Annotated in this window: 18 protein-coding genes; 2 read left to right on the top strand and 16 right to left on the bottom strand. The window is 70.6% G+C overall.

Features of this window, described 5'->3' with window-relative positions:
• Nucleotides 1-14 precede the first annotated feature (14 nt).
• The 4 genes from ilvA to MKK82_RS04825 form a co-directional block, all read right to left on the bottom strand.
• Nucleotides 15-1,631, bottom strand: a complete 1,617-nt coding sequence (gene ilvA, locus MKK82_RS04840; protein WP_279602793.1) for a threonine ammonia-lyase, biosynthetic — start codon at nucleotides 1,629-1,631, stop codon at nucleotides 15-17.
• 1 nt (nucleotide 1,632) lies between these two features.
• Nucleotides 1,633-1,980 carry a diacylglycerol kinase gene (locus MKK82_RS04835; RefSeq protein WP_238290115.1) on the bottom strand — a complete coding sequence of 116 codons (348 nt, stop codon included), beginning with the start codon at nucleotides 1,978-1,980 and terminating at the stop codon, nucleotides 1,633-1,635.
• Nucleotides 1,977-3,035: an AbrB family transcriptional regulator gene (locus tag MKK82_RS04830; RefSeq protein WP_238290113.1), complete on the bottom strand. Its 1,059-nt coding sequence runs from the start codon at nucleotides 3,033-3,035 to the stop codon at nucleotides 1,977-1,979. The genes MKK82_RS04835 and MKK82_RS04830 overlap by 4 nt, the downstream gene beginning before the upstream one ends.
• Nucleotides 3,036-3,235: 200 nt before the next feature.
• Entirely contained in the window at nucleotides 3,236-4,174 is a 939-nt protein-coding gene (locus MKK82_RS04825) for a LysR substrate-binding domain-containing protein (protein WP_243984797.1), read from the bottom strand.
• 131 nt (nucleotides 4,175-4,305) lie between these two features.
• Between MKK82_RS04825 and MKK82_RS04820 the strand changes: the two genes are divergently transcribed.
• Nucleotides 4,306-5,895 carry a catalase gene (locus MKK82_RS04820; RefSeq protein ID WP_238290111.1) on the top strand — a complete coding sequence of 530 codons (1,590 nt, stop codon included), beginning with the start codon at nucleotides 4,306-4,308 and terminating at the stop codon, nucleotides 5,893-5,895.
• An 879-nt stretch (nucleotides 5,896-6,774) separates the two neighbouring features.
• Here MKK82_RS04820 and MKK82_RS04815 read toward each other — a convergent pair.
• The 12 genes from MKK82_RS04815 to MKK82_RS04760 form a co-directional block, all read right to left on the bottom strand.
• Nucleotides 6,775-7,995: an MFS transporter gene (locus MKK82_RS04815; RefSeq protein WP_238290110.1), complete on the bottom strand. Its 1,221-nt coding sequence runs from the start codon at nucleotides 7,993-7,995 to the stop codon at nucleotides 6,775-6,777.
• On the bottom strand, nucleotides 7,992-9,629 hold the full coding sequence (gene lnt / locus MKK82_RS04810) for an apolipoprotein N-acyltransferase (RefSeq protein WP_279602791.1): 1,638 nt from the start codon (nucleotides 9,627-9,629) through the stop codon (nucleotides 7,992-7,994). The genes MKK82_RS04815 and lnt overlap by 4 nt, the downstream gene beginning before the upstream one ends.
• Nucleotides 9,630-9,693: 64 nt before the next feature.
• Nucleotides 9,694-10,827: a hemolysin family protein gene (locus tag MKK82_RS04805; protein ID WP_238290108.1), complete on the bottom strand. Its 1,134-nt coding sequence runs from the start codon at nucleotides 10,825-10,827 to the stop codon at nucleotides 9,694-9,696.
• A 36-nt stretch (nucleotides 10,828-10,863) separates the two neighbouring features.
• Nucleotides 10,864-11,349 (bottom strand): rRNA maturation RNase YbeY, encoded by a 486-nt coding sequence (gene ybeY, locus MKK82_RS04800; RefSeq protein ID WP_238290107.1) that lies wholly within the window; start codon nucleotides 11,347-11,349, stop codon nucleotides 10,864-10,866.
• Nucleotides 11,346-12,470, bottom strand: coding sequence for a PhoH family protein (locus MKK82_RS04795; protein ID WP_373323353.1), 1,125 nt, complete (start codon nucleotides 12,468-12,470; stop codon nucleotides 11,346-11,348). Before MKK82_RS04795 ends, ybeY begins: the two co-directional genes overlap by 4 nt.
• Nucleotides 12,471-12,473: 3 nt before the next feature.
• On the bottom strand, nucleotides 12,474-13,811 hold the full coding sequence (gene miaB / locus MKK82_RS04790) for a tRNA (N6-isopentenyl adenosine(37)-C2)-methylthiotransferase MiaB (protein WP_238290104.1): 1,338 nt from the start codon (nucleotides 13,809-13,811) through the stop codon (nucleotides 12,474-12,476).
• Nucleotides 13,812-13,979: 168 nt separating this feature from the next.
• Nucleotides 13,980-15,716, bottom strand: a complete 1,737-nt coding sequence (locus MKK82_RS04785; RefSeq protein ID WP_238290103.1) for an L-lactate permease — start codon at nucleotides 15,714-15,716, stop codon at nucleotides 13,980-13,982.
• 328 nt (nucleotides 15,717-16,044) lie between these two features.
• Entirely contained in the window at nucleotides 16,045-16,914 is an 870-nt protein-coding gene (locus tag MKK82_RS04780; RefSeq protein WP_238290102.1) for a lysophospholipid acyltransferase family protein, read from the bottom strand.
• 4 nt (nucleotides 16,915-16,918) lie between these two features.
• Nucleotides 16,919-17,434: a GNAT family N-acetyltransferase gene (locus MKK82_RS04775; RefSeq protein ID WP_243984793.1), complete on the bottom strand. Its 516-nt coding sequence runs from the start codon at nucleotides 17,432-17,434 to the stop codon at nucleotides 16,919-16,921.
• Nucleotides 17,431-18,105: a tRNA (adenosine(37)-N6)-threonylcarbamoyltransferase complex dimerization subunit type 1 TsaB gene (tsaB, locus tag MKK82_RS04770; protein ID WP_238290100.1), complete on the bottom strand. Its 675-nt coding sequence runs from the start codon at nucleotides 18,103-18,105 to the stop codon at nucleotides 17,431-17,433. Before tsaB ends, MKK82_RS04775 begins: the two co-directional genes overlap by 4 nt.
• A 182-nt stretch (nucleotides 18,106-18,287) precedes the next feature.
• On the bottom strand, nucleotides 18,288-19,979 hold the full coding sequence (locus MKK82_RS04765; protein WP_238290176.1) for a methyl-accepting chemotaxis protein: 1,692 nt from the start codon (nucleotides 19,977-19,979) through the stop codon (nucleotides 18,288-18,290).
• 431 nt (nucleotides 19,980-20,410) lie between these two features.
• On the bottom strand, nucleotides 20,411-20,977 hold the full coding sequence (locus MKK82_RS04760; RefSeq protein ID WP_238290099.1) for a NifU family protein: 567 nt from the start codon (nucleotides 20,975-20,977) through the stop codon (nucleotides 20,411-20,413).
• A 68-nt stretch (nucleotides 20,978-21,045) separates the two neighbouring features.
• Between MKK82_RS04760 and MKK82_RS04755 the strand changes: the two genes are divergently transcribed.
• Nucleotides 21,046-21,612 (top strand): atp-dependent helicase, encoded by a 567-nt coding sequence (locus MKK82_RS04755; protein ID WP_238290098.1) that lies wholly within the window; start codon nucleotides 21,046-21,048, stop codon nucleotides 21,610-21,612.
• Nucleotides 21,613-21,824 lie beyond the last annotated feature (212 nt).

Genomic DNA, 21,824 nt, shown 5'->3' with positions numbered 1-21,824 from the left:
GGCGCGCCGGCACCTCACGCCGCTCCGCGACCCTCGCCGTCGAGGAACAGCCGGTAGCTCGGATTCTCGGTCTCGTCGGTGGCCGGGTAGCCGAGCGCCTCGATGACGGTGTCGAACCGCGCCCGCTCGCCCGGGGGGACGGCGATGCCGGCGAGCACGCGGCCGTAATCCGCGCCGTGGTTGCGGTAGTGGAACAGCGTGATGTCGAAGTCCGGTCCCAGCGCCTCGAGGAACTTCATCAGCGCGCCCGGCCGCTCGGGGAACTGGAAGCGGAACAGGCGCTCGTGCGCCACGCCCACGGCCCGGCCGCCGACCATGTAGCGGACATGGACCTTGGCCATCTCGTTGTCGCTCATGTCGAGGACGCGGTAGCCGGCCTCGCGCAGCGTACCGATCAGCGCCTGCTTCTCGCGCTTGCCGCCGCCGACGTTGATGCCGACGAAGATCTGCGCCTCGGAGCCCGGGGCGTGCCGGTAGTTGAACTCGGTGACGGCGCGCGGCCCGAGTGCCTGGATGAAGGCCCGATAGGCACCGGGCCGCTCGGGGATCGTGACGCCGAGCAGGACCTCGCGCTGCTCGCCGATCTCGGCGCGCTCGGCGATGTGGCGCAGGCGGTCGAAGTTGAGGTTCGCCCCCGACGAGATCGCGATCAGCGTACCCGCGCCGCCCTCGCGTTCGGCGTAGAGCTTGGCGCCGGCGAGGCTCAGCGCCCCGGAGGGCTCCGACACCGCGCGGGTGTCGTCGAAAATGTCCTTGATCGCGGCGCACATGGCGTCGGTGTCGACGGTAATCACCTCGTCGAGGTGCTCGCGGCAGAGCCGGAACGTCTCCTCGCCCGCCTGACGGACGGCCACGCCGTCGGCGAACAGGCCGACGGAGGGCAGGCTGACCCGCGTGCCGGCGGCGAGCGCAGCGGCCATGCAGGCGGCGTCCTCGGGCTCGACGCCGATCACCTTGGTGCCCGGCCGCAGGTACTTCACGAAGGTGGCGATCCCGGCGGCCAGTCCGCCGCCGCCCACCGGCACGAAGATCGCCTCGATCGGCCCGGTATGCTGCTCCAGGATCTCCTTGCCGATGGTCCCCTGGCCGGCGATCACGTCGGGATCGTCGAACGGGTGCAGGAAGGTCAGGCCCTGCTCGGTCTCGAGGATCTTCGCCTGCGCGAGCGCCTCGTCGAAGGCGTCGCCGTGCAGCACGACCTCGGCGCCGCGAGCCCGGCAGGCATCGACCTTGATCGACGGGGTGGTGCGCGGCATCACGATGACGGCGCGCGCGCCGAGCTTGGCGGCCGCCAGCGCCACACCCTGCGCGTGATTGCCGGCGGACGCGCAGACGACGCCGCGGGCGATCTGGTCGGGGCTCAGGCCCGACATCTTGTTGTAGGCGCCGCGCAGCTTGAACGAGAAGACCGGCTGCAGATCCTCGCGCTTCAGGAGAACCGGCCGGCCGAGCCGCTGCGTCAGGCGCGGCATCGGATCGAGGGGGCTCTCGATCGCCACGTCGTAGACGCGGGCGGTGAGGATCTTGCGGATGTAGTCCGTCACGGTGTGGAGTCTCGGCGGATGTGCAGGGCTATGCCGGCCAGATAGACCCTCCGGCCCGCGGATGCGAGCGCAGCCGGCGCGAGGCAGATCAGCCCAGCCGCTCCACCAGCGCCGCCACCCACACCAACAGGGCCGCCATCTGCGCCATGAAGGTGCCGGCGGAGGCGAGGTCCTTCACGGTGCCGATCATCGGATGATGACCCGGATGGACGTGGTCGCAGAGCTTCTCGACAGCGGTGTTCAGAAATTCGGCCGCCAGCATCAGCAGCAGGCTCACCACGAGGGCGACGCGCACCCACAGCGTCGGGCCGAGGAGCAGCGCGACCGGCACGCCGAGCGCCAGCAGGACGAGTTCCTGCCGCACCGCCCGCTCGGTGCGCGCGCCGTGGCGCAGCCCGCGCCAGGAATTGAGGAAGGCGACAACGAGGGCGTTCATCGGGCCGCCCCCGGAACGGAGCGGCTGATCCACTTGGCGAGCAACGGGCCGGTGAGCAGCACCACGAACAGGCGCAGCGTCTGTACCGCCAGCACGAAGGAGACGTCGGCCTTCGAGCCGACCGCGATGATCGCGACCGAATCGAGACCGCCGGGGCTGGTGGCGAGGACGGCGGTGAGAAGGTCGATCGGCAGCAGCAGGGTCAGGCCCCAGCCCCAGGCGGCGCAGAGGGCGATCACGGAGAACGTCGCCGCCAGGATGCCGGGGAGTGCCGTGAAGGTCAGGCGCAGGGTCTCCCGGGTGAACCGCAGGCCCACGTAGATGCCGATGCAGGCATAGGCCAGTTCGAGGAGCGGCACCGGCAGCGCCATGCGGACGAGGCCGGTGGCGTGGAGCAGGCTGCCGAGCACCATCGGGCCGACCTGCGCGCCGGCCGGGACCCGCAGCGCCAGGGCTGCGCCGGCACCGACCACGGCGACCGCCAGGGTCGCGAGGAGCGAGAGCGGACCGGTCACCTCTCCGGATCCCGCGACGGCGGCCCCCGGGACGGGGGTATCCATCAGGAATCGCGCGGCGAGGGAGGCCGAGAACACCACCGCGGCGACGCGCACGTACTGCATGAAGGCGACCAGACGCGGGTCGGCGCCGAAATCCTCGGCCATCGCCACCATCGCGGACGCGCCGCCCGGCGAGGATCCCCAGGCCGCCGTCGTCCCGGGCAGCACGCGCAGCCGGGTCAGGATCCAGCCGACGAGGCCGCTGACCGCGACCGTCACCAGCACGACGGCGACGATGAGCGGTCCGTCCTCCAGGAGGGTCTGGGCGATCTGCCCGGTGACGGCGTGTGCCACGAGGCAACCGATCGCAGCCTGCGAGGCCTGGAAGGCCGCGCGGGGCACGTGAAGGCGCGATCCGCCGACCCCGAACGCGATGGCGCCGATCATCGGCCCGAGCAGCAGCGCGGCCGGAAACTGCGCGCGCACCAGGCCGTACGAGACGGCCGCGGACGCAGCGATGAGGGCGGCCCAGAGGCCGATGGTGCGGAGAGAGGGCAAGGCGACCGATCAAGAGGGGCCCGCTGGGACCATCGGGCGTGAGGCGCGCGCTATAGCGCAATATTGTCGCTGTCACGGCAGAGTTTCGACACAGCGGATTCCGGGATCGACGCTGCGCGCCCGATTGGGCAGGGTTGAGGGTTCGCGGTTACCGGCGACGCCGTCAGCCCTGGTGCCGTGGCCGGCCCAACGGCCCTGGGCTACGCCTCCGTCACGTCCTCGTCGCGGCAGACGGCCGTACCCGGCGGCGCATGGGCCCGGAAGAATGCCGCCAAACTCGCCAACCCGGCCGCCCGCGGGTCGCTGGCCCGCCAGACCAGCGCGATGGTGCGTCCGGGTCCGTCGACGTCGAACGACCGGGTCACCATCAGGCCGCTCGGGTCGGGATGCGCCGGTACGGCGAGCGCCGGAAGCAGCGTGTACCCGGCGCCCGCCGCCACCATCGAGCGGAGGGTCTCCAGGCTCGTGGCGTGTCGCCCGACCGACGAGCCGGCGCCGCAGGCCGCGATCGTCTGGTCGCGCAGGCAATTGCCCTCATCGAGGAGCAGCAGATCCGGTCCGGCGATCTCGGTCGCCGACAGGGCGCCGCCGCGGGCGAGGGCGTGCTCGGCCGGACAGGCGAGCCAGAACGGCTCGACGAAGAGCGGTGCCACCGAGAGCCCGTGCTGCGGCACCGGCAGCGAGACGAGGGCCGCATCGATGCGGCCGTCGCGCAGACCCTCGATGATCTCGGTCGTGCGCGATTCCGACAGCGACAGCATCAGCAGCGGGTATTGCTCGCGCAGCGGGCGCAGCACGAGGGGGAAGAGATACGGCCCGAGAGTCTGGATCGCCGCGAGGACGAGACGTCCCGTCAATGGCGCGCCGCGCCCCTCGCTGGCGAGGGCGAGCAGCCGCTGCGCCTCCGCCAGCACCACGCGCGACTGCCGCACGATGACCTGACCGGCCTCGGTGAGCAGGACCCGCCGATTGGAGCGCTCGAACAATGTCAGGCCGAGCGCAGTTTCCAGTTTGCGCACCTGCACGCTGAGCGTTGGCTGACTGACGTTGCAGCGCTCGGCGGCGCGGCCGAAATGCCCTTCATCCGCGACGGCGGCGACGTATTCGAGACCGCGCAGGGACAGACCAGCCAGATTCATAGGCTGCGTCTATCAGAACCTTTGTGACGATGCATTTGCCTCGGGGTCGTCCCGGGGCCATAACCCTTCCACAGAACAGTTCCAGGCTGGCCTGTCCCCCGGAACCGTTGCACCACGGAGAAACGGAACGCATGAGCGATCAACGCCCGATCCTGACCACCCGCCAGGGCCATCCGGTCCGCGACAACCAGAGCACCCGCACGGTCGGTGAGCGCGGGCCGGCGACGCTCGAGAACTACCAGTTCATCGAGAAGATCACCCATTTCGATCGCGAGCGTATTCCGGAGCGCGTGGTCCACGCCCGCGGCGCCGGCGCCCATGGCTGGTTCGAGGCTTACGGCAAGATCGGCGACGAGCCGGCCTCCAAGTACACCCGCGCCCGCGTGCTGAACGAGACCGGCGTGAAGACGCCGATGTTCGTGCGCTTCTCGACCGTCGCCGGCGCCAAGGAGAGCCCGGAGACGGAGCGTGACCCGCGCGGCTTCGCGGTGAAGTTCAAGACCGTCGACGGCAACTGGGACCTCGTGGGCAACAACCTCAAGGTCTTCTTCATCCGCGACGCGATCAAGTTCCCCGACATGATCCACGCGTTCAAGCCGGATCCGGTGACGAACCGGCAGGAGGCCTGGCGCTTCTTCGACTTCGTGGCCCAGCACCCCGAAGCGATCCACATGGTGACGCACCTGAAGTCGCCCTGGGGCATCCCGGCCAATTACCGCGAGATGGAAGGCTCGGGCGTCAACACCTACAAGCTGGTCAACGACCAGGGCGAGGCGGTGCTCTGCAAGTTCCACTGGGAGCCGAAGCAGGGCGTGCGCAACCTGACTTCGAGCCAAGCTTCCGAGATCCAGGCCAAGGACGTGGGTCACGCCACTCGCGACCTCTACGACAACATCAAGGCCGGCAATTTCCCCGAGTGGGAGTTCTGCGTGCAGATCATGCCGGACGGCCCGAACGACCACCTGTCGTTCGATCCTCTGGACGACACGAAGCTGTGGCCGGTCGATCAGTTCCCGCTGCTGCCGGTGGGCCGCATGGTGCTCGACCGGGTGCCCGACAACTTCTTCGCCGAGGTCGAGCAATCGGCGTTCGGCACCGGCGTCCTGGTCGACGGCATCGACTTCTCGGACGACAAGATGCTCCAGGGCCGGACGCTGTCCTACTCGGATACGCAGCGCTACCGCGTCGGTGCCAACTACCTGCAGCTGCCGATCAACGCGCCGCAGCCCGGCGTGAAGGTCTACTCGAACCAGCGGGACGGGCAGATGACCTACGGGGTCGACGGCACCGGTCCGAACAAGCACATCAACTACGAGCCCTCGACGCTGGCCGAGGGGCTCCGCGAGGCACCGAAGCCCGCGAAGGACTATCATCAGCCGGTCCAGGGCAATCTCGGCCGCTACCAGACCTCGCGCACGGAGGACGACTACACCCAGGCGGGCGTCCGCTACCGCTCCTTCGAGACCTGGGAGCGCGACGACCTGATCGCCAACCTCGTGGGCGACATGAAGCAGTGCCCGGAGCCGATCCAGCTGCGGATGGTCTGGCACTTCTGGCATGCCGACGAGGATTACGGCCGCCGCGTCGCCGAGGGTGCGGGCATCGACCTGGAGAAGGCCAAGGCCCTGCCGCCGCTGCCGGGTCGCGCCGCGCCGGGCAAGCGCCTGCAGGCCGAGACCTTCACGGACGGGTCGCAGGCGCACCGGGTCGCGGCCGAGTAAGCATCCGCTGAACGGATCGATGAAAGGCCTCGCGGGCTCTCGCCCGCGGGGCCTTTTCTTCGACGCTGGGCACCCCGCGTCGTTTCGGCTCGCGTGGCGCGCGGGTCATGGCTCAAGACCGAGACGGCCGCGCTCCAGCGCCGAACCGGCGTTCATGTCGGCGGGGAACGCTCCACCCGGACAGGGACAGGGGCGTCGAATGAAGCCCCTGCCGACATGGGTTCGCGTGACCGGATCGTAGGTCCTGAACCGGCGGGCGCAGACCGCGACCGAAAGCGGATGTGCCGCTCCAACCGATTCGATCCGGCGCCGGAACGGGCATTTCGGCGAACGCCTCGTCGTCGGAGACGTAGGGGTCGGCGCAGTCGCCGAACACCCCGCCGAGGCCCAACCCCAAGCCGCCGAGCCCGAACCCGCAGCCCCACTGGCGCCCGGCTCGAGAATGCCGATGATAGGGGGGCCGCTACGCGAAGCCGCGCCGGAAGCCGCGCCCGATGAAAGGCCCTGCGGGCCTCAGGAGTACCATCGGTCTGCCCCACGCCCCGCCCCGCATACCGCTGTAGACGCCGCCCCCCGGGCCTCGACGCCCGTCGCAATCAGCGTCACCGCGAGCAGCGTGGCCGCGGCCAGGCGGATTCTCGGCCTTTCGATCTCTGCGATGCGTGTCACCCCGGCACGGTGCGGCCGAGTCGATCCGCCGTCGCGCGCGATTGCTCTGAGTAAGGGTGCGCGCGGGTCGGCACCCGTCGAGGACGTATCCGCGTTCCGGCCTAAGCCGCGGGATGACACGGATGAAGCACATGAAGCGGCGCTCCGCCCTCGCCGGAGCGATTTTCCACGGTTGTCCCGCCGAGTATCGGAGGACGCACCGGCGCCCGGTCAGGGGGTCGATGCGACAGGCCGGGCAACCTCGCCCCGCGCCTCCGGTTCTGCGACGCTGACCTTGCGGTCCCGGCCGGCGGCGAGGCCGATCAGGATCGCGGAGGTGGCGATGCCGACGAACATCGCCCCCGGCACACCCCATCCGCCCGTCGCCTCATGGGCGAGGCCGAAGATCAGCGGGCCCAGGCAGGCCCCCGTATAGCCGATTCCCTGCGCCATGGCGGACAGGCCGGCGGCGCTCGCCGCATCGGCGGCACGCAGCACGATCAGGGTGAGACCCAGCCCGAAGCACCCGCCGACGCCGAACCCGAGGGCGCAGGCGGCTGGGATGCGCAGCGCATCAGCCCCGAAGGCGAGGACGAGGAAGGCCGCCGCGGTAAAACCCGGGATGGCGACGATCCACGCCCGCTGATCCGGCCTGCGGGCGGCCAGCATGGCAGTCAGGAGGGCGCCCGGCGCCTGCACCAGCGTCGTCAGGGAGGCATACAGCCCGGCATCCAGGGGCGAGAGCCCGCGGCCCTGCAGGAGCAGGGGCAGCCAGCCGAAGAGGATGTAGGCGAGCGACGATTGCAGGCCCATGAAGCCCGTCACCCACCAGGCCAGCGGGCTGCGGAGCAGACGTCCGGCGGAGGGCGCCGCCGTCGACGTTTTCCGGCGGGCGAAGGGGACCCACAGGAAGGCCGCGGCCAAAGCCGGCAATGCCCAGATCGCGAGGGCCGAGGGCCACCCGCCGTCGAGGGCGTGCTCGACGGGCACCGCCGCGCCCGCCCCGGCGGCGGCGCCGAGGCAGAGGGTCATGGTGTAGAGGCCGGTCATCAGGCCGCCGCTGCCGGAGAAGTCGCGCTTGACCAGGGCCGGCAGCAGGACGTTGTCGAGGCCGATGCCGATGGCGGCGAGGGCGGTCCCGGCGAAGAGCGGCACGAGGCCGCCCAAGCCGCGGAGCGTCAGGCCTGCCGCCAGGATCGTCGAGCCGGCCAGCACCGCGAGATCGGGTCCGATCCGCCGGATCAGCGGCGCGGCCAACGCGCAGGCCATGCCGAGGCACAGGACCGGCAGCGTGGTGAGGATCGCGGCTCCGCCGGCGCCCAGGCCGGTGCCGTCGCGGATGGTCGCCAGCAGGGGGCCGACCGTGCTGAGGGCCGGGCGCAGGTTGAACGCCACGAGCATCAGCGCGAGCCCGAGGAGCAGGCGGCTCGGGGTTGCACGACCCGCGCTCACGGCCGTCGCGCCATCACAGCGCCTCCGAGGCAGGCGGCGAGCATCAGCGCGAAGGCCGCGTCGCCGAATTGGCCGTAGAGCGTACCGCCGATGATCCGAGCCGGCAGGTCGGCGTCGAGCCAGGTCTCCTGATCGAGGGGCGTGCGTGCGACGATCCGGCCGTGCGGGTCGATCACCGCGGAGATGCCGGTGTTGGCGTCGCGCACGAGCGGCAAGCCCTCCTCGACGGCACGCAGACGTGCCTGCGCCAGGTGCTGGCGGGGGCCAGGGGTGTCGCCGAACCAGGCGTCGTTGGTGACGTTCAGGATCAGCCCGGCGGACTGCGGTCCGGCGGGCAGGATTGCCCCCGGAAAGATCGCCTCGTAGCAGATGGTCGCCGCGGTCGGCGGCAGACCGGGTACCGTCAGTATCCGCTTCGCCGCCAGAGCGCCCGCGGAGAAGCCGCCGGGTATCGCCACGAACTGCCGCAGGCCCAGCGCCCGCAGGGCCGCGTCGAGGGGCGCGGGCAGGTACTCGCCGAACGGGACGAGGTGGACCTTGTCGTAGCTGTCGGAGATCACGCCGTCGGACCCGATCACCATGACGGCGTTGAAGTAGCGCAGGCGTTCGCCCGGCAGGGGCTCCTCGGCACGGGCCGCCCCGGTGATGAGGTGCTGCCCCGCCTTCAGCCCGGCCGCGACCCGGGCGAGGGCGTCGGGGTCGCGCTGGATCAGGAACGGGAAGGCCGATTCCGGCCAGACGATATGGGTCGGCGGGGGCTCCCCGGCCTCCACCGGGCGCTGGCTCAGCTCGATGTAGCGGTCGACGATGTCGGCCCGGTTCTCCGGCCTGAACTTCGCGTCCTGCGGCAGGTTCGGCTGCACGAGGCGCAGGCGCACCCCCGTCACCACCGGATCCGGCGGCCCGAGGCGCCCGGCGCCGTAGAGGGCCATGCCGACGAGCACGATGGCGGCGGCGGCACTCAGACCGAATCGGCTGCGCGGATGCGAGCCGGTGGCGAGCGTCGCGGGTGCGGCGCAGATCAGCACCGCGAGGATCGTGAGGCCGTAGAGGCCGATCACCGCGGCCCCCTGCATCAGCCAGAGGTTCTGGGCCAGCGCCATGCCGAGGCTGTTCCAGGGAAAGCCCGTGAACACGTGGCCGCGCAGCCACTCGGCGGCGCCCAGACCGAAGGCCAGGGCGGCGATGCGCGCGGGACCTCGTCCCCACAGCAGGCCCGCGGCGCCGAACCCTGCGCCGTAGAACAGGCCGAGCGCGAAGGGCAGGCCGATCACCCCCAGCGGCAGGGCCCAGAGGAATTCGTCGGCCTCCACCAGGAAGGCTTGGCCGAGCCACCACAGGCCGGCCGTGAGATAGCCGAAGCCCCAGGCCCAGCCGAGCAGGAAGCAGGGTCGGAAGCGCCCGAGCGTGGTCCGTCCGGAGACGGCGCCATCCTGGAGCCAGACAGCGATCGCGAGGGATACGGCCAGGGCCGGCAGGATGCCGTAAGGCGGCATGGCCAGCGCACCCAGCGCGCCCGCGAGCCACGCCAGCCCGAGGCGGCGCCATCCCGTCAGGCGCTGGATCGCCGAGACGGCGCCCGGCCCTGCGGCGCGGGCCGGATCGTCTATGGGACCGCCCACGGGGCCGCGCATGGGCGCGCCGGCCGCCGAGGAGGCCCGGGCGAAGCCGTCCACCAGACGAATCACGCCGGGACCGTCACGGGTGCGGCGTCTCGCTGGTCGGGCTGCTTGAGGGCGGAGGCAGGGCGAGCGGAACCACGGTGCCGATTCGCGCCGCACCCTTGTGGAAGCGCAGGCGCTTCAGGCGTCGGGGGTCGGCGTCGAGCACCTCGAATTCGAGGTTTCCGGGGCCGGCGATCAGTTCGCCCCGCGAGGGGACGCGCCCGGCCAGCGTGACGATCATGCCGCCCAGCGTGTCGATCTCCTCGGCCATCTCGCCGACCGCCGCGGCGAGGTCGACACCGGTCGCCTCCGATATTTCGGCCAGGGGCGTGCGCGCGTCGGCCACGAAGACCTCGTCCTCGCCGTCGACGCGCTGGACGTGCTTATCCTCCGCGACGTCGTGCTCGTCCTCGATATCGCCGACCACCACCTCGATCAGGTCCTCGATGGAGATCAGGCCGTCGGTCCCGCCGTACTCGTCGATGACGAGCGCCATGTGGGTCCGCGTCGCCTGCATCCGGACCAGCAGGTCGATCGCCGGCATGGACGGTGGCACGAACAGGACCGGACGCTGGATGCGCGCGGCCGCCAGGGTCGGGGTCAGGTCGACCTTGCCGAGGTCCAGACCTCGCGGCAGGCGGGCCGCCGGCCGGCGCACGCGCGGCGCGACCGGGGCCTCCGCCACGCCGTCGACGGTCGGGTCGACGGGCTTCGCCACGGCCGGAGCGGAGCGCCGGGCCGGTTCGGCCTTGGCGGCGATGTGGTCGACGAGGTCGCGGATGTGGACCATGCCGCGGGGATCGTCGAGCGTCTCGCCGTAGACCGGCAACCGGGAATGACCGGCGGTGCGGAACAGCTTGAGCAGGTCGCCGAGGCTCGTGTCGTTCGAGACGGCGACGATGTCGGCCCGGGGGATCATGACGTCGTCGACGCGCACCTTGTGCAGGCCGAGGACGTTCTTGAGCATGATGCGCTCGAGCGGGGTCAGGCCGCTCTCGCCGGCATCCGGCTCCGCCAGCGCTTCCTCAAGTCCCTCGCGCAGCGAGTCGCGCGGCTTGAGGTGAAGCGCCTGGAGAAGGCGGTCGTACCAGGGCTCCCGGTTCTGGGATTCGCCCTCGGTGGAACTGGGCGCGGCCAGGGCCGCGCCGCGACTTCGATCGTTGCTCATGTCTCTCGGGTCTGGGGTCGGTCGGACGTCGCGCGCTCAGGCATAAGGATCCGGGATGCCCAGGGTCGCGAGAGCCGCGACCTCGAGGGCTTCCATGACGTCAGCCTCGGCCTCGCCGATCTCGTGGTCCTGACCGAGACAATGCAGGGTGCCATGGACGAGGAGGTGCGCGAGGTGATTCTGGAGCGGCTTCGACTGCTCGGCACTCTCGCGCACCAGGGTCTCGTAAGCAAGGACCACGTCGCCGAGCGGAACGGCCGCGCCGGCCCGCGGCGGTTGCGGAGGCGCCGGGAAGGACAGGACGTTGGTGGGCTTGTCCTTGCCGCGCCACGTCCGATTGAGTTCCTGCACGGCGGCATCGTCCGTCAGCAGGATGCTGACCTCGACCGGGTCGGCGGGCTTCCCGGGGGCGACCGCGAGACCCGCCTCGACAGCGCGCCTGACATGCGCGTCGAGGCCGGGGATCGCGGATTCCCAGCGCTCGTCCTCGACGGCGACGTCGATCTCGTGGACCCCACTCACGCCGGAGGCCGCCGCCGGGGGTTTGGATTGCGGTCGGCCTCGCCGTCGCCGTGGGCCGCGCGCTCGTAGGCGGTGACGATCCGGCGGACGAGGTCGTGGCGCACCACGTCGACGTCCTTGAACCGCACGCGCCCGATGCCCTCGACCCCGTCCAGCACGTTGACCGCCTCGACCAGCCCGGACTTCTGGCCCGGGGGCAGATCGATCTGGCTGGGATCGCCGGTGATGATCATGCGCGAGCCCTCGCCCAGCCGGGTGAGGAACATCTTCATCTGCATGGAGGTGGTATTCTGCGCCTCGTCGAGCAGCACCACCGCGTTGGTGAGGGTGCGACCGCGCATGAACGCCAGCGGCGCGATCTCGATCATGCCGGTCTGGAGGCCGCGGTCGACGTGCCGCGCTTCCATGAAGTCGTAGAGGGCGTCGTAGATCGGCCGGAGATACGGATCGACCTTCTCGCGCATGTCGCCCGGCAGGAAGCCCAGGCGCTCGCCGGCCTCGACGGCGGGCCGCGACAGGATGAGCCGCTCCGCGTGGCCCTGCTCGAGCAGCGACACCGCGTGCCCGACCGCGAGCCAGGTCTTGCCGGTTCCGGCGGGCCCCTCGGCGAAGACCAGCTCGTTGGAGCGCAGCAGCTTGATGTAGGCGTCCTGCGCGGGATTGCGCGCCCGCACGGCCCCACGCTTGCGGGTCGCGATCTGTTCGAAATGCGGCTTGTCGGCCTCGGCCGCGATCGCCTCGGCCGGAAACAGCGTCGCCTGGGCGGTTGCCTCGCGTATCGCGCCGTCGACATCACCGAGCGTGAGGGTGCTGCCGCCGGTCCGCACCCGCGCGTAGAGCTTCTCGAAGACCCGCCGCGCCGTCTCGACGGCGTCGGGCGGCCCCTTGATGACGAGATGATTGCCGAGCGCCGTGGCGGTGACCTCCAGGCGCCGCTCGATATGGGCGACGTTCTGGTCGTACTGGCCGAAGACGAGGCTCGCGAGCCGGTTGTCGTCGAAGGTCAGCGGCACCTCGACCGCCTCGTCCGATCCGGCAGGCCGCGCCGCCGGTCCACGACCCCGCAGGGCGCCGCGCGCGCCCGCCCCGTCCGATGCGCTCAAGCCGTCATCCTCGCACATGCCTCATGCCGCCGCAGCCTCCGAGACCAGCTGCCCGAACAGGCTGTTCGTTCCCGCCTCGGTGATGCGTACCCTGACCACGGAGCCGATATGGTGAGCCGCCGCGTCGAACTGCACGGCGAGGAGGTGCGGCGTCTTGCCCGCGACCTGGCCCGGACGCCGCCCGGGCTTCTCCACCAGCACGTCGAAGGTCCGCCCCTCGGCCGCCCGCTGATAGGCGTAGCGCTGGCTATCGAGGAGCGCCTGGAGTTCGGCGAGCCGCGCCGCCATCACGGACTCCGGCACTTGGTCGGTGCGGTCCGCGGCCGGCGTACCGGGGCGGGGGCTGTACTTGAATGAGAACGCGCTCTCGAAGCCGACATCGCGCACCAGGCGCAGGGTCTCGCCGAAATCCGCGTCGGTCTCTCCCGGAAAGCCGACGATAAAATCGGATGAGAGGGCGATATCGGGTCGGGCTGCGCGCACGCGGTCGATCAGGCGCCGGTACTGGTCGCCGGTGTGCTTGCGGTTCATGGCGGCGAGGATCCGGTCCGAACCCGCCTGCACCGGCAGATGCAGGTACGGCATCAGGGCCGGGATCTCGGCATGGGCCCGGATCAGCGCGTCGTCGAAGTCGTTCGGGTGGCTGGTCGTGTAGCGGATCCGGGCGATGCCGGGGATGCGCGCCACCGCGCGGACCAGCTCGGCGAGGCCGGCCACTGGACCGTCGGTGCCGGTGCCGTGGTAGGCATTGACGTTCTGGCCGATGAGCGTGATCTCGCGGACGCCGCCCTCGGCGAGTTTCTCGGCCTCGGCGAGCACCGCCGCCACGGGCCGCGACACCTCGGCGCCGCGGGTATACGGCACCACGCAGAACGCGCAGAACTTATCGCAGCCCTCCTGCACGGTGAGGAAGGCCGAGGCGCCGAGCGTCCGCCGCCGGGGCAGGTGGTCGAATTTGTCCTCGACGGGAAACTCAGTGTCGACCACGCGGCGCTCGCGGGACCGGGCCAGGAGATCCGGCAGGCGGTGATAGTTCTGGGGTCCGACCACCACGTCGACGGCGGGCTGGCGCGCCTGGATCTCGGCGCCCTCGGCCTGCGCGACGCAGCCGGCCACGACGATACGCGTGTCGAGGCCTTGTGCTTTCCTCTCGCCCTTGAGGACGCGCAGGCGCCCGAGTTCGGAATAGACCTTCTCGGCGGCCTTCTCGCGGATGTGGCAGGTGTTGAGGACGACGATGTCCGCGTCCTCGACCGTGTCGGTCGCCGCGTAGCCTTCAGCGCCGAGCACGTCGGCCATGCGGGCCGCGTCGTAGGCGTTCATCTGGCAGCCGTAGGATTTGACGAAAGCCTTCTTCAACGTGCGCCGTCCCGAACCAATCCGCTCAAATCCTCGCGCCCGCCCCGTGCGGGCGGGCCGGCGCGAGGCCTGTAGCACGGATCGCGCGGGCCGTCGCGGCGCCGAAACGCAACCGGCCGCCCGTAGGCGGCCGGTGAACGATCGAGGCGGCGCAAAGCGCCGGCCGTCTCAGTGCGCGGCCGGCACCGCGGCGGGCACGTCCACCACCATCTGCTGGAAGAACGGCACGTAGGCCTGCAGCATCACGAACAGGCCGACGAGGCAGGCGAGCGCGATCGAGTGCCAGAACACGAAGCGCAGGATCTTGCCTTCCTGGCCGAAATAGCCGGTGGCCGTCGAGGCGACGACGATCGACTGCGCGTCGACCATCTTGCCCATCACGCCACCCGACGAGTTCGCAGCCGCCATCAGCACGCCCGGCAGGCCGAGCTGCTCGGAGGTGATCCGCTGCAGGCCGCCGAACAGGACGTTCGAGGCCGTGTCCGATCCCGTAAGCGCCACGCCGAGCCAGCCGAGCAGCGTCCCGAAGAACGGGTAGAGGATGCCGGTGCCCGCGAAGGCGAGGCCGAGCGTGGCGTCGACGCCCGCGTAGCGGGTGAGGACGCCGAGCGCGAGCATCGCCGCGATGGTGATCAGCGAGTAGCGCAGGGCCCAGATCGTCTCGAAATAGGCCGAGACGAGGCGCAGCGGCGAGAAGCGCATGATCAGGCCGGAGATGATCGCGGCGATCAGCACCCCCGTGCCGGTGTACGACATGTAGGTGAACAGGAAGACCGCGCCTTCCGGGATGGGCTTCGCCACCACCGGCGGCACCTTCATGATCACGTTGTGAAGGCCCGGCACCTCGTACTTCCAGGTGAAGAGCGGGTTCACGATGCCCTTGAACCAGCCGGTTCCCCAGATCGCCACGATGATCGAGAGAATGATCCACGGCACCCAGGCCATCAGGATCTCGCCCTGCGTGGCGGTGCGCGCGCCGGTATGGACCGGGGGTGAGCCGGGGACGCCGGCGCCGAGCGCCACCGGACGGGGACCGGCCACGGCGAGCGACGGATCGTGGCCGCGCAGAGCCGGCGACGTCCAGATCTCCTTGGGCTGCCACACCTTCAGGAACAGCACGAGGGCGAGCATCGAGGCGAGCGAGGCGCCGATATCGACGATCCAGGGGTTCACGTAGTTCGAGATCAGGAACTGCGCGACCGCGAAGGAGGCGCCGCAGACCAGGATCGGCGGCCACACCCGGATCATGCCGCGGAAGCCGGCGAAGACCCAGATCAGCCAGAACGGCACGATCAGCGAGAAGAGCGGCAGCTGCCGGCCGATCATCGCGCCGAGGATCTCCGGCGGATATCCGGTGACGGAGGCGAGACCCTGAATCGGGGCGCCCAGCGCGCCGAAGGCGACGGGGGCGGTGTTGGCGATCAGTGACAGGCCCGAGGCGGCGAGCGGCGAGAAGCCCAGCCCGATCAGGATCGCGCCGGTGACGGCGACCGGCGTGCCGAACCCGCCCGCGCCCTCGAAGAAGGCGCCGAACGCGAAAGCCACCAGCAGGAGCTGCAGGCGCCGGTCGGCCGTGATCCCGGCGACCGATTGCTGCAGGATCGCGAACCAGCCTTTCTCAACCGTCAGCCGGTAGAGGAAGATCACGTTGAGGATGATCCAGCCGATCGGGAAGAAGCCCGTGACCACCCCGAGGAGCGCCGCGCGGGTGGCGAGATCGGTGGGCATGCCGAAGCCCACGATGGCGACCAGCATGGCGAGGCCGAGGGCGATGATGGCCGCGATATGGGCCTGCACGCGCCCGCTGGCGATCATGACGAGCAGTGCGATGACCGGCACTGAGGCGGCGAGCGTCGAGAGCCAAGCGCTCCCGAACGGATCGTAAACCTGATTCCAGGTTTGCAACGGGCGTCTCCCAAAAAATTCCGGCTGATACGGATTGCGGCCTAGCTAGCAGAGAGATTCAGCCCGCTCAATCTGTCGCATCATGTATTCTGAGGTCATTTCTACGGATAGATCTTCGGCGAAAAGCCAGAACCACATCCCGGTCATGTCCGAAGCCGCCGCGCGGCGGAGACGATGTCCCGGGTGACGCCCGCGTCGGCGGGCGCGTCGCCAACTTCTGCCGCGATCCGAGTCCGGAAGTCCCCGCCCGCAGGCGGCGCGCTGCGCGACCGAACGGTGCCGGGCCGCCGAACGGCTGTTCCGTCCGCGCGAAGACGGACCTGAGGCGTCAGACCTCGGCCATCTCGGGCTCACGCAGGCCGACGCCGGGCGAGGTCGGCCGCACAGCCGTCGCGGGCGCGCTCGGACCCCGTCCCGCGCCGACGCCCCGCAGGGCGGCACGGACCTCGGCTTCGGCGGCCGCCGTGGCGACCTTCCGGTCGGTACTCGCTTCGAAGGCGATCGGGCTGCCCCAGACGACGTGCACGTCCACGGGGCCGCCGCGCAGGAAGTCGGAGAGATGCGGGGCGAGTTCCATGTCGCCATACCACGCGATCTCGACGCGCTCGGAGCGTGTCACCGGCAGGCCGTTGCGATGTGGATAGCTGATTGCGAGCGGCTGGAGGCGGACCCGCCCGGACCCGGCCTCGGCCTGCAGGGCGGCCCGCGCCGCGCCGACCAGGGAGGATCGGAACGGGAGGAGGCGGGTGCCGTCGCTCGTCGTTCCCTCGGCGAACAGCACCACTAGCTCGCCCCCGGCCAGGCGGTGACCGATCGCGGAGCTGACCGCACCGGTGGCCGCGCGCCGTCGCCGGTCGATGTAGATCGTGCGCTGCAGACCCGCGAGGGAGCTGATCACCGGCCACCCGGCGATCTCAGACTTGGCCACGAAGGAGAGCGGGCGCAGCGATCCGATCGCGATGATGTCGAGCCAGGAGACGTGATTGGCCAGCACGAGGGCGGCTTCGCCGGGAGCCGGTGGGGTCCCGCTCTGCGTCACCCGCACCGAGAACAGGCGCAGGAACACCCGGTGAAACAGCAGCGGCGCCAGACCGGCGCGGCGGCCGAGGACCCGCAGGGCGATCCAGTGCGGCGGCGCCAGGATCGCGAGTGCGAGGGCAAGCGCCGCGCCGCGCCAAGCGATGCCGAAGCGGCTCACGGCGCTACAGGTCGGCGCTCATCGTCAGCGCGGTCGCCCGGCTGCCGTCGGCCTTGAGGTAATAGCCGGTGCGCGCCCCGACCTGTCGGAACCCGTGGCGGGCGTAGAGCTTCAGGGCGGGCGCGTTGCCCTCGTCGACCTCCAGATGCACCCGGGTGATGCCGGCCCGCGCAAGGCTGGACAGGTGCTCGCGCAGGAACTTGCGGCTGTGACCGCCACCGCGGAGCGCCGGAGAGAGCACCACGGTGAGGATCTCGGCCTCGTCGGCCGCCCGGCGCGAGAGCACGAAACCCTGGAGCGTTCCGGCGCGCCACAGGCCGTGGGCCTGGGTCGAGCGCTCGCAGAGCATGCGCTCGAACTCGTGCGCGTCCCAGGGGCGCGCGAAGGCGGTGGCGTGGAGGCGGGCCAGCGCCGGGGCCTGCGACGCATCGGTCAGCGGGGCGACGTAGGGCTCGGGCGTCAGCGCGTCCCACCACGCGAACCACCAGTCGAAAGGCCAGAAGGGGGCGGGGCGCGTCATTGCCGGGCGATCCGCGCATGGCCCTGGGGCCGGGCATCGGGGCCGCGCAGATAGAGGGGGCGCGGCAAGGCCTGAGCCGGATCGGCCAGGAGGCCCAGGGAGGCGACCGACGCGATGTCGGGACCCGCGATGCCGGCGATTTTGGCATCGATGCCGCGCTCGGCCAGTGCGGCCGCCAGGAGCGGCGCCCCCGAGCCGGTCAGGAGAATGGGTCCGGTGCCGAGGCGCTCGGCCGCCGCCTCGACGGCGAGATGGGCGGGGGCGAGCCCGTCGCCGGCCCCCAGGGCCTGGACGTAGACCGCACCGTGCCGGGCATCGATCACCGCGGCGATCATACCTTCCGCCGTCTCGGTCAGGAGCGGCGCCAGGAGGGCCGACAGCGTGCCGACGCCGACGACCGGCTTTCCCGTAGAGAGCCCGATGGCGCGGGCGGCCGACAGCCCGACGCGCAGGCCCGTGTAGCTGCCGGGACCCACCGTGACGGCCACGCGGTCGATCGCCTCGAAGCCGCCTTCGACCCGGGCGATGACCCGCTCGATCAACGGGAGCAGCGATTCGGCGTGGCCTCGCGCCATCGGCAGCGCCTCGGCAGAGAGCGGCGCCTCGGAATCCTCCGTCGTGACGCAGGCGGCGCAGGTATCCAGCGCTGTGTCGATGGCAAGGATACGCACGTCCACTCCCACCCGCCGGTTCGAACCGGCCGTTACCTCCTTGACGCCCCCGAAGGACGCGAAGAGCCTCGATCGATAAAGCAAATCGGCCGTCGCGTCAGCGGCAGGGCGCCGGCGATGGGTTCATCGCCAGTGGAGTGTTGCCCGCTTGCGCCGGTCCGGCGCGGCCATGGCGGTTGCGCTCAAGCGGCGCGGACCGCGTCGAGGAAGCGCCGGACCTCACCGTTCAGTTCATCGAACTGGCGCGCCAGCGCGGAGGCCGATGCCAGCACCTGCGTGGCCGCCGCACCGGCCCCCCCGGACGCCTCCGCGACCCCGGCGATGTGGCGGGTCACCTCGTCCGTTCCGCCCGCCGCTTGGGCGGTGTTGCGGACGATCTCCTGGGTCGCCGCGCCTTGCTGCTTCACAGCCGCCGCGATGCTCGCCGCCAAGCCGTTGATCTCGCGAATGCGACCCGTGACCGACCCGATCGCACTCACGCACGCGCCGGTCGCATCCTGGACCGCGCCGATCTGCGCGGCGATCTCGTCGGTCGCCCGCGCGGTCTGGCCGGCGAGTTCCTTGACCTCCCCGGCCACCACCGCGAAACCCCGGCCCGCCTCGCCGGCCCGGGCGGCCTCGATGGTGGCGTTGAGGGCCAGCAGGTTGGTCTGCCCGGAGATGGACGCGATCAGGCCGACCACGTCGCCGATCTTCGTCATCACACCGTTGAGCGCTTCCATCCGCCGGGCGACGGCCTCCGCCTCGCCGACCGCCTGCCGGGCGAGGCTGGACGAGCCCACGACCTGGCGTCCGATCTCACGGATCGACACGCCGAGTTCCTCGGTGGCCGCCGCCACCGCGCCGACGTTGGAGGCCGCTTCCTCGGCGGCGGTCACCACCGCGCCCGATCGGCTGCTCGCCTCGACGGCGGCGTGCGTCATGGCTTCGGCCGTCGCCTGCAGATCCGCAGCCGAACCGGAGACCTGGGCGACGATGCCGCCGACCGCCTGCTCGAACCGGTCGGCGAGCTCGACCGTCGTGCGCCGCCGCTCCAGGATCGCTGCCTCATCGGCACGATGCCGGAGCTGGATGTCCTCGGCAGCCTTCTGCGCCACCATGGCCCTGATGCCCTCCACGGCCCGGCCGACCGCGCCGATCTCGTCGCCGCGGCGCGCCTCCGCGATCTCGGCCGCGATCTCGCCCCGCGCCATGCGCTGCAGCACGGAAACGAGCCGACCCAGCGGACGCGTGATCCCGATCGTGGAGACCGCGAGGGCGCAGACGAGGCCGATCACCGTTCCGAGGGCGCCGAACCCGATCAGAGTGTAGCGCGTCGCGTTGGTCCGCATCGTCAGAGTGTCGGACAGGTTGTCCATACTGGCTCCGATGGCATCCCCGAGCCGTGCTCCTTCGACGCCGAGCTTCTTGAAGAGCGGATCGATTTCGGCATGCGCCCAGCTCAAGGCCGCCGCCTTCTCGCCGTCGATGGCGAGGCTGCGCACCTCGGTGGCATGCGTGATGAAGCGTTCGATCCGGGCGCGCTGGGCCTGGACCTGATCGGCGAGGACCGGGACTTGGCGGGCGATCTCGGCCAGCGTTTCCCGGATCTCGGAGACCGCGACATCGAACGTGGCGGCGACCTCGCGGACCGTTTCGCGTTCCGGCTCGGCGATCATCCGGTAGACCAGATAGGTCAGCGTGTTGTTCAGCCGATTGCTACGGCGCACGTTCGACACCGCCTTGGCGTCACGCGACAGCAGCACCGTGTAGGTCGCGTCGACGGCCAGCATCCGATCCTGTGCGAACCAGATGCAGCTGCCGACGATCACCGTGATGGTCAGGTTGATCAACAGCAGCTTCGTGAGGATGCTCGTGCGCGCCAGCAAGCCCATGCGGATCTCCGGGATCGATGCGCCATCGAAGGTCGCAGCGTCCTCGCCCGTCAAGCCCACCGTCCGAAGTTCACGCCAAGTTGTTTGCCGATGGCATTCGCAGACGACCATCGACTTTACCGCAACTATTCAGAATTAAATTTTAAATACTGATCAACAAAGCAACAATCGACGCATAGTTGAGGATTTTTACTTCTCAATCGAGCCGGCAGCTCCACGAATACGATGCGCGTTTCGCGTCTTGCGGGTGCGCCGGCTTACCGTTCCTCGGGACGGCGCGAGGGGTGGGTGAGACTGCCGGCCGCGTGCCCTCTCAGAAGCCTGCGCCGCCCGGTGCGCCGCGACGAAAGAAGCCGAACGCCAGCGCACCGGGACCCGCCGCGCGCTTGGTTCGGGGACGAGGCCTTGGCGAGCCTCGTCCCGGCGGCGGCTCAGATCGCCTGGACCTCGCGGATCTCCGGCAGGAAGTGGCGGAACAGGTTCTGTACGCCGTGCCGAAGCGTGGCGGTCGACGACGGGCAACCCGAGCAGGCACCCTTCATCTCCAGATAGACGACACCTTCCTTGTATCCGCGGAAAGTGATGTCGCCGCCATCGCCGGCGACGGCGGGGCGCACACGCGTCTCCAGCAGGTCCTTGATCGTCACCACGGTGTCGTGGTCGGCCTCGTCGTAGAACTCGTCACCCGGCTCGATAGCGCCGGCACCGCCTTCCGCCATCACGGGTGCACCGGACTGGAAATGCTCCATGATCGCGCCGAGCACGGCCGGCTTCACCTGGGCCCATTCGGACCCGTCCTCCGCCTTGGTGACGGAGATGAAGTCGTGCCCGAAATAGACGCCGGACACGCCGGGAACGGCGAACAGCGCCGAGGCGAGGGGTGACCGGCCGGCAGCCTCGGCATCGCGGGCTTCGAAGGTCGATTCGGACAGGACCACGCGTCCGGGCAGAAACTTCAGGGTCGCCGGGTTCGGCGTGGCTTCGGTCTGGATAAACATGCTGGGCAAACTCCACTGCGCCGGTTCAAGGCCGGCCGGGACAGGCGCCCCGCGGCGCCACCTTCCATGTGGACCGCCACCCGGATTTTCTCAACCTGGCGCCCGCGACCACGGAGTGGACATTCGCCGAGGAGCGCGACAGGACGGGCGGGGTCGAGGTGGCACAGGAGCTGGACGTGGACGTGACTGGGGACCAGACGCTCGCGCAAAGATTAAGCGAGGACCTCCGCGAGACCCAGGCCAAGCTCGACGCGGCCCAAGCGGAGGCCGCATCGCTCAAGGTCCTGCTGGCCCTGCGCACGCATCAGCACGACACTACGTGGCAGGAGGCACGCCGCCTCGCGGCGGACCTCGAAGACGCGCGAAGCCGTGCAGATGCGGCGGCCGACCACGACGCAGCGGGCGCGAGTGCGGCAGGTGCGGAGGCCGTGGCAACCGCCGACGAGCGCACCGAGGCGGTCCGGATCGTGCTGAACGCGGTCCTGGCGAGCATCAGCCAGCGCGCCCTTGATCGCCGCAACTTCCAAGACATCATCGCCCGGGCCGGCCGGGAAGCGCCCGACCAGGGTCCCGGGGCGGCACGGCACGCGGTGCTGTTGACGGAGGCACGCCGCGTGCTCGGGATTTCGGCCTGACGGTATTCTTGCCGGCACGCCCGCGAGCCAGTGCACGGATTCTCGGCGCGGCACCGGATCCAGCGGCCCAGCCGGTGGCTCCGGCGACCGGGCTCGTCTGGACAAGGCCCAGCGCCGCGTCCCGATTGCGGGCGAGGGAGGACGGCGCCCCCGTCACGGTTAACCCCTCTTTAACTCCGTGCTCCGATCGTCGCCGGCGGGACGGACAGGAG

It is taken from the genome of Methylobacterium sp. E-046 (assembly GCF_022829625.1).
In the GTDB taxonomy this organism is placed as follows: domain Bacteria; phylum Pseudomonadota; class Alphaproteobacteria; order Rhizobiales; family Beijerinckiaceae; genus Methylobacterium; species Methylobacterium longum.
Note: the sequence above shows the minus strand (reverse complement) of the source record. Positions and strands in the feature narration are given on the sequence as shown.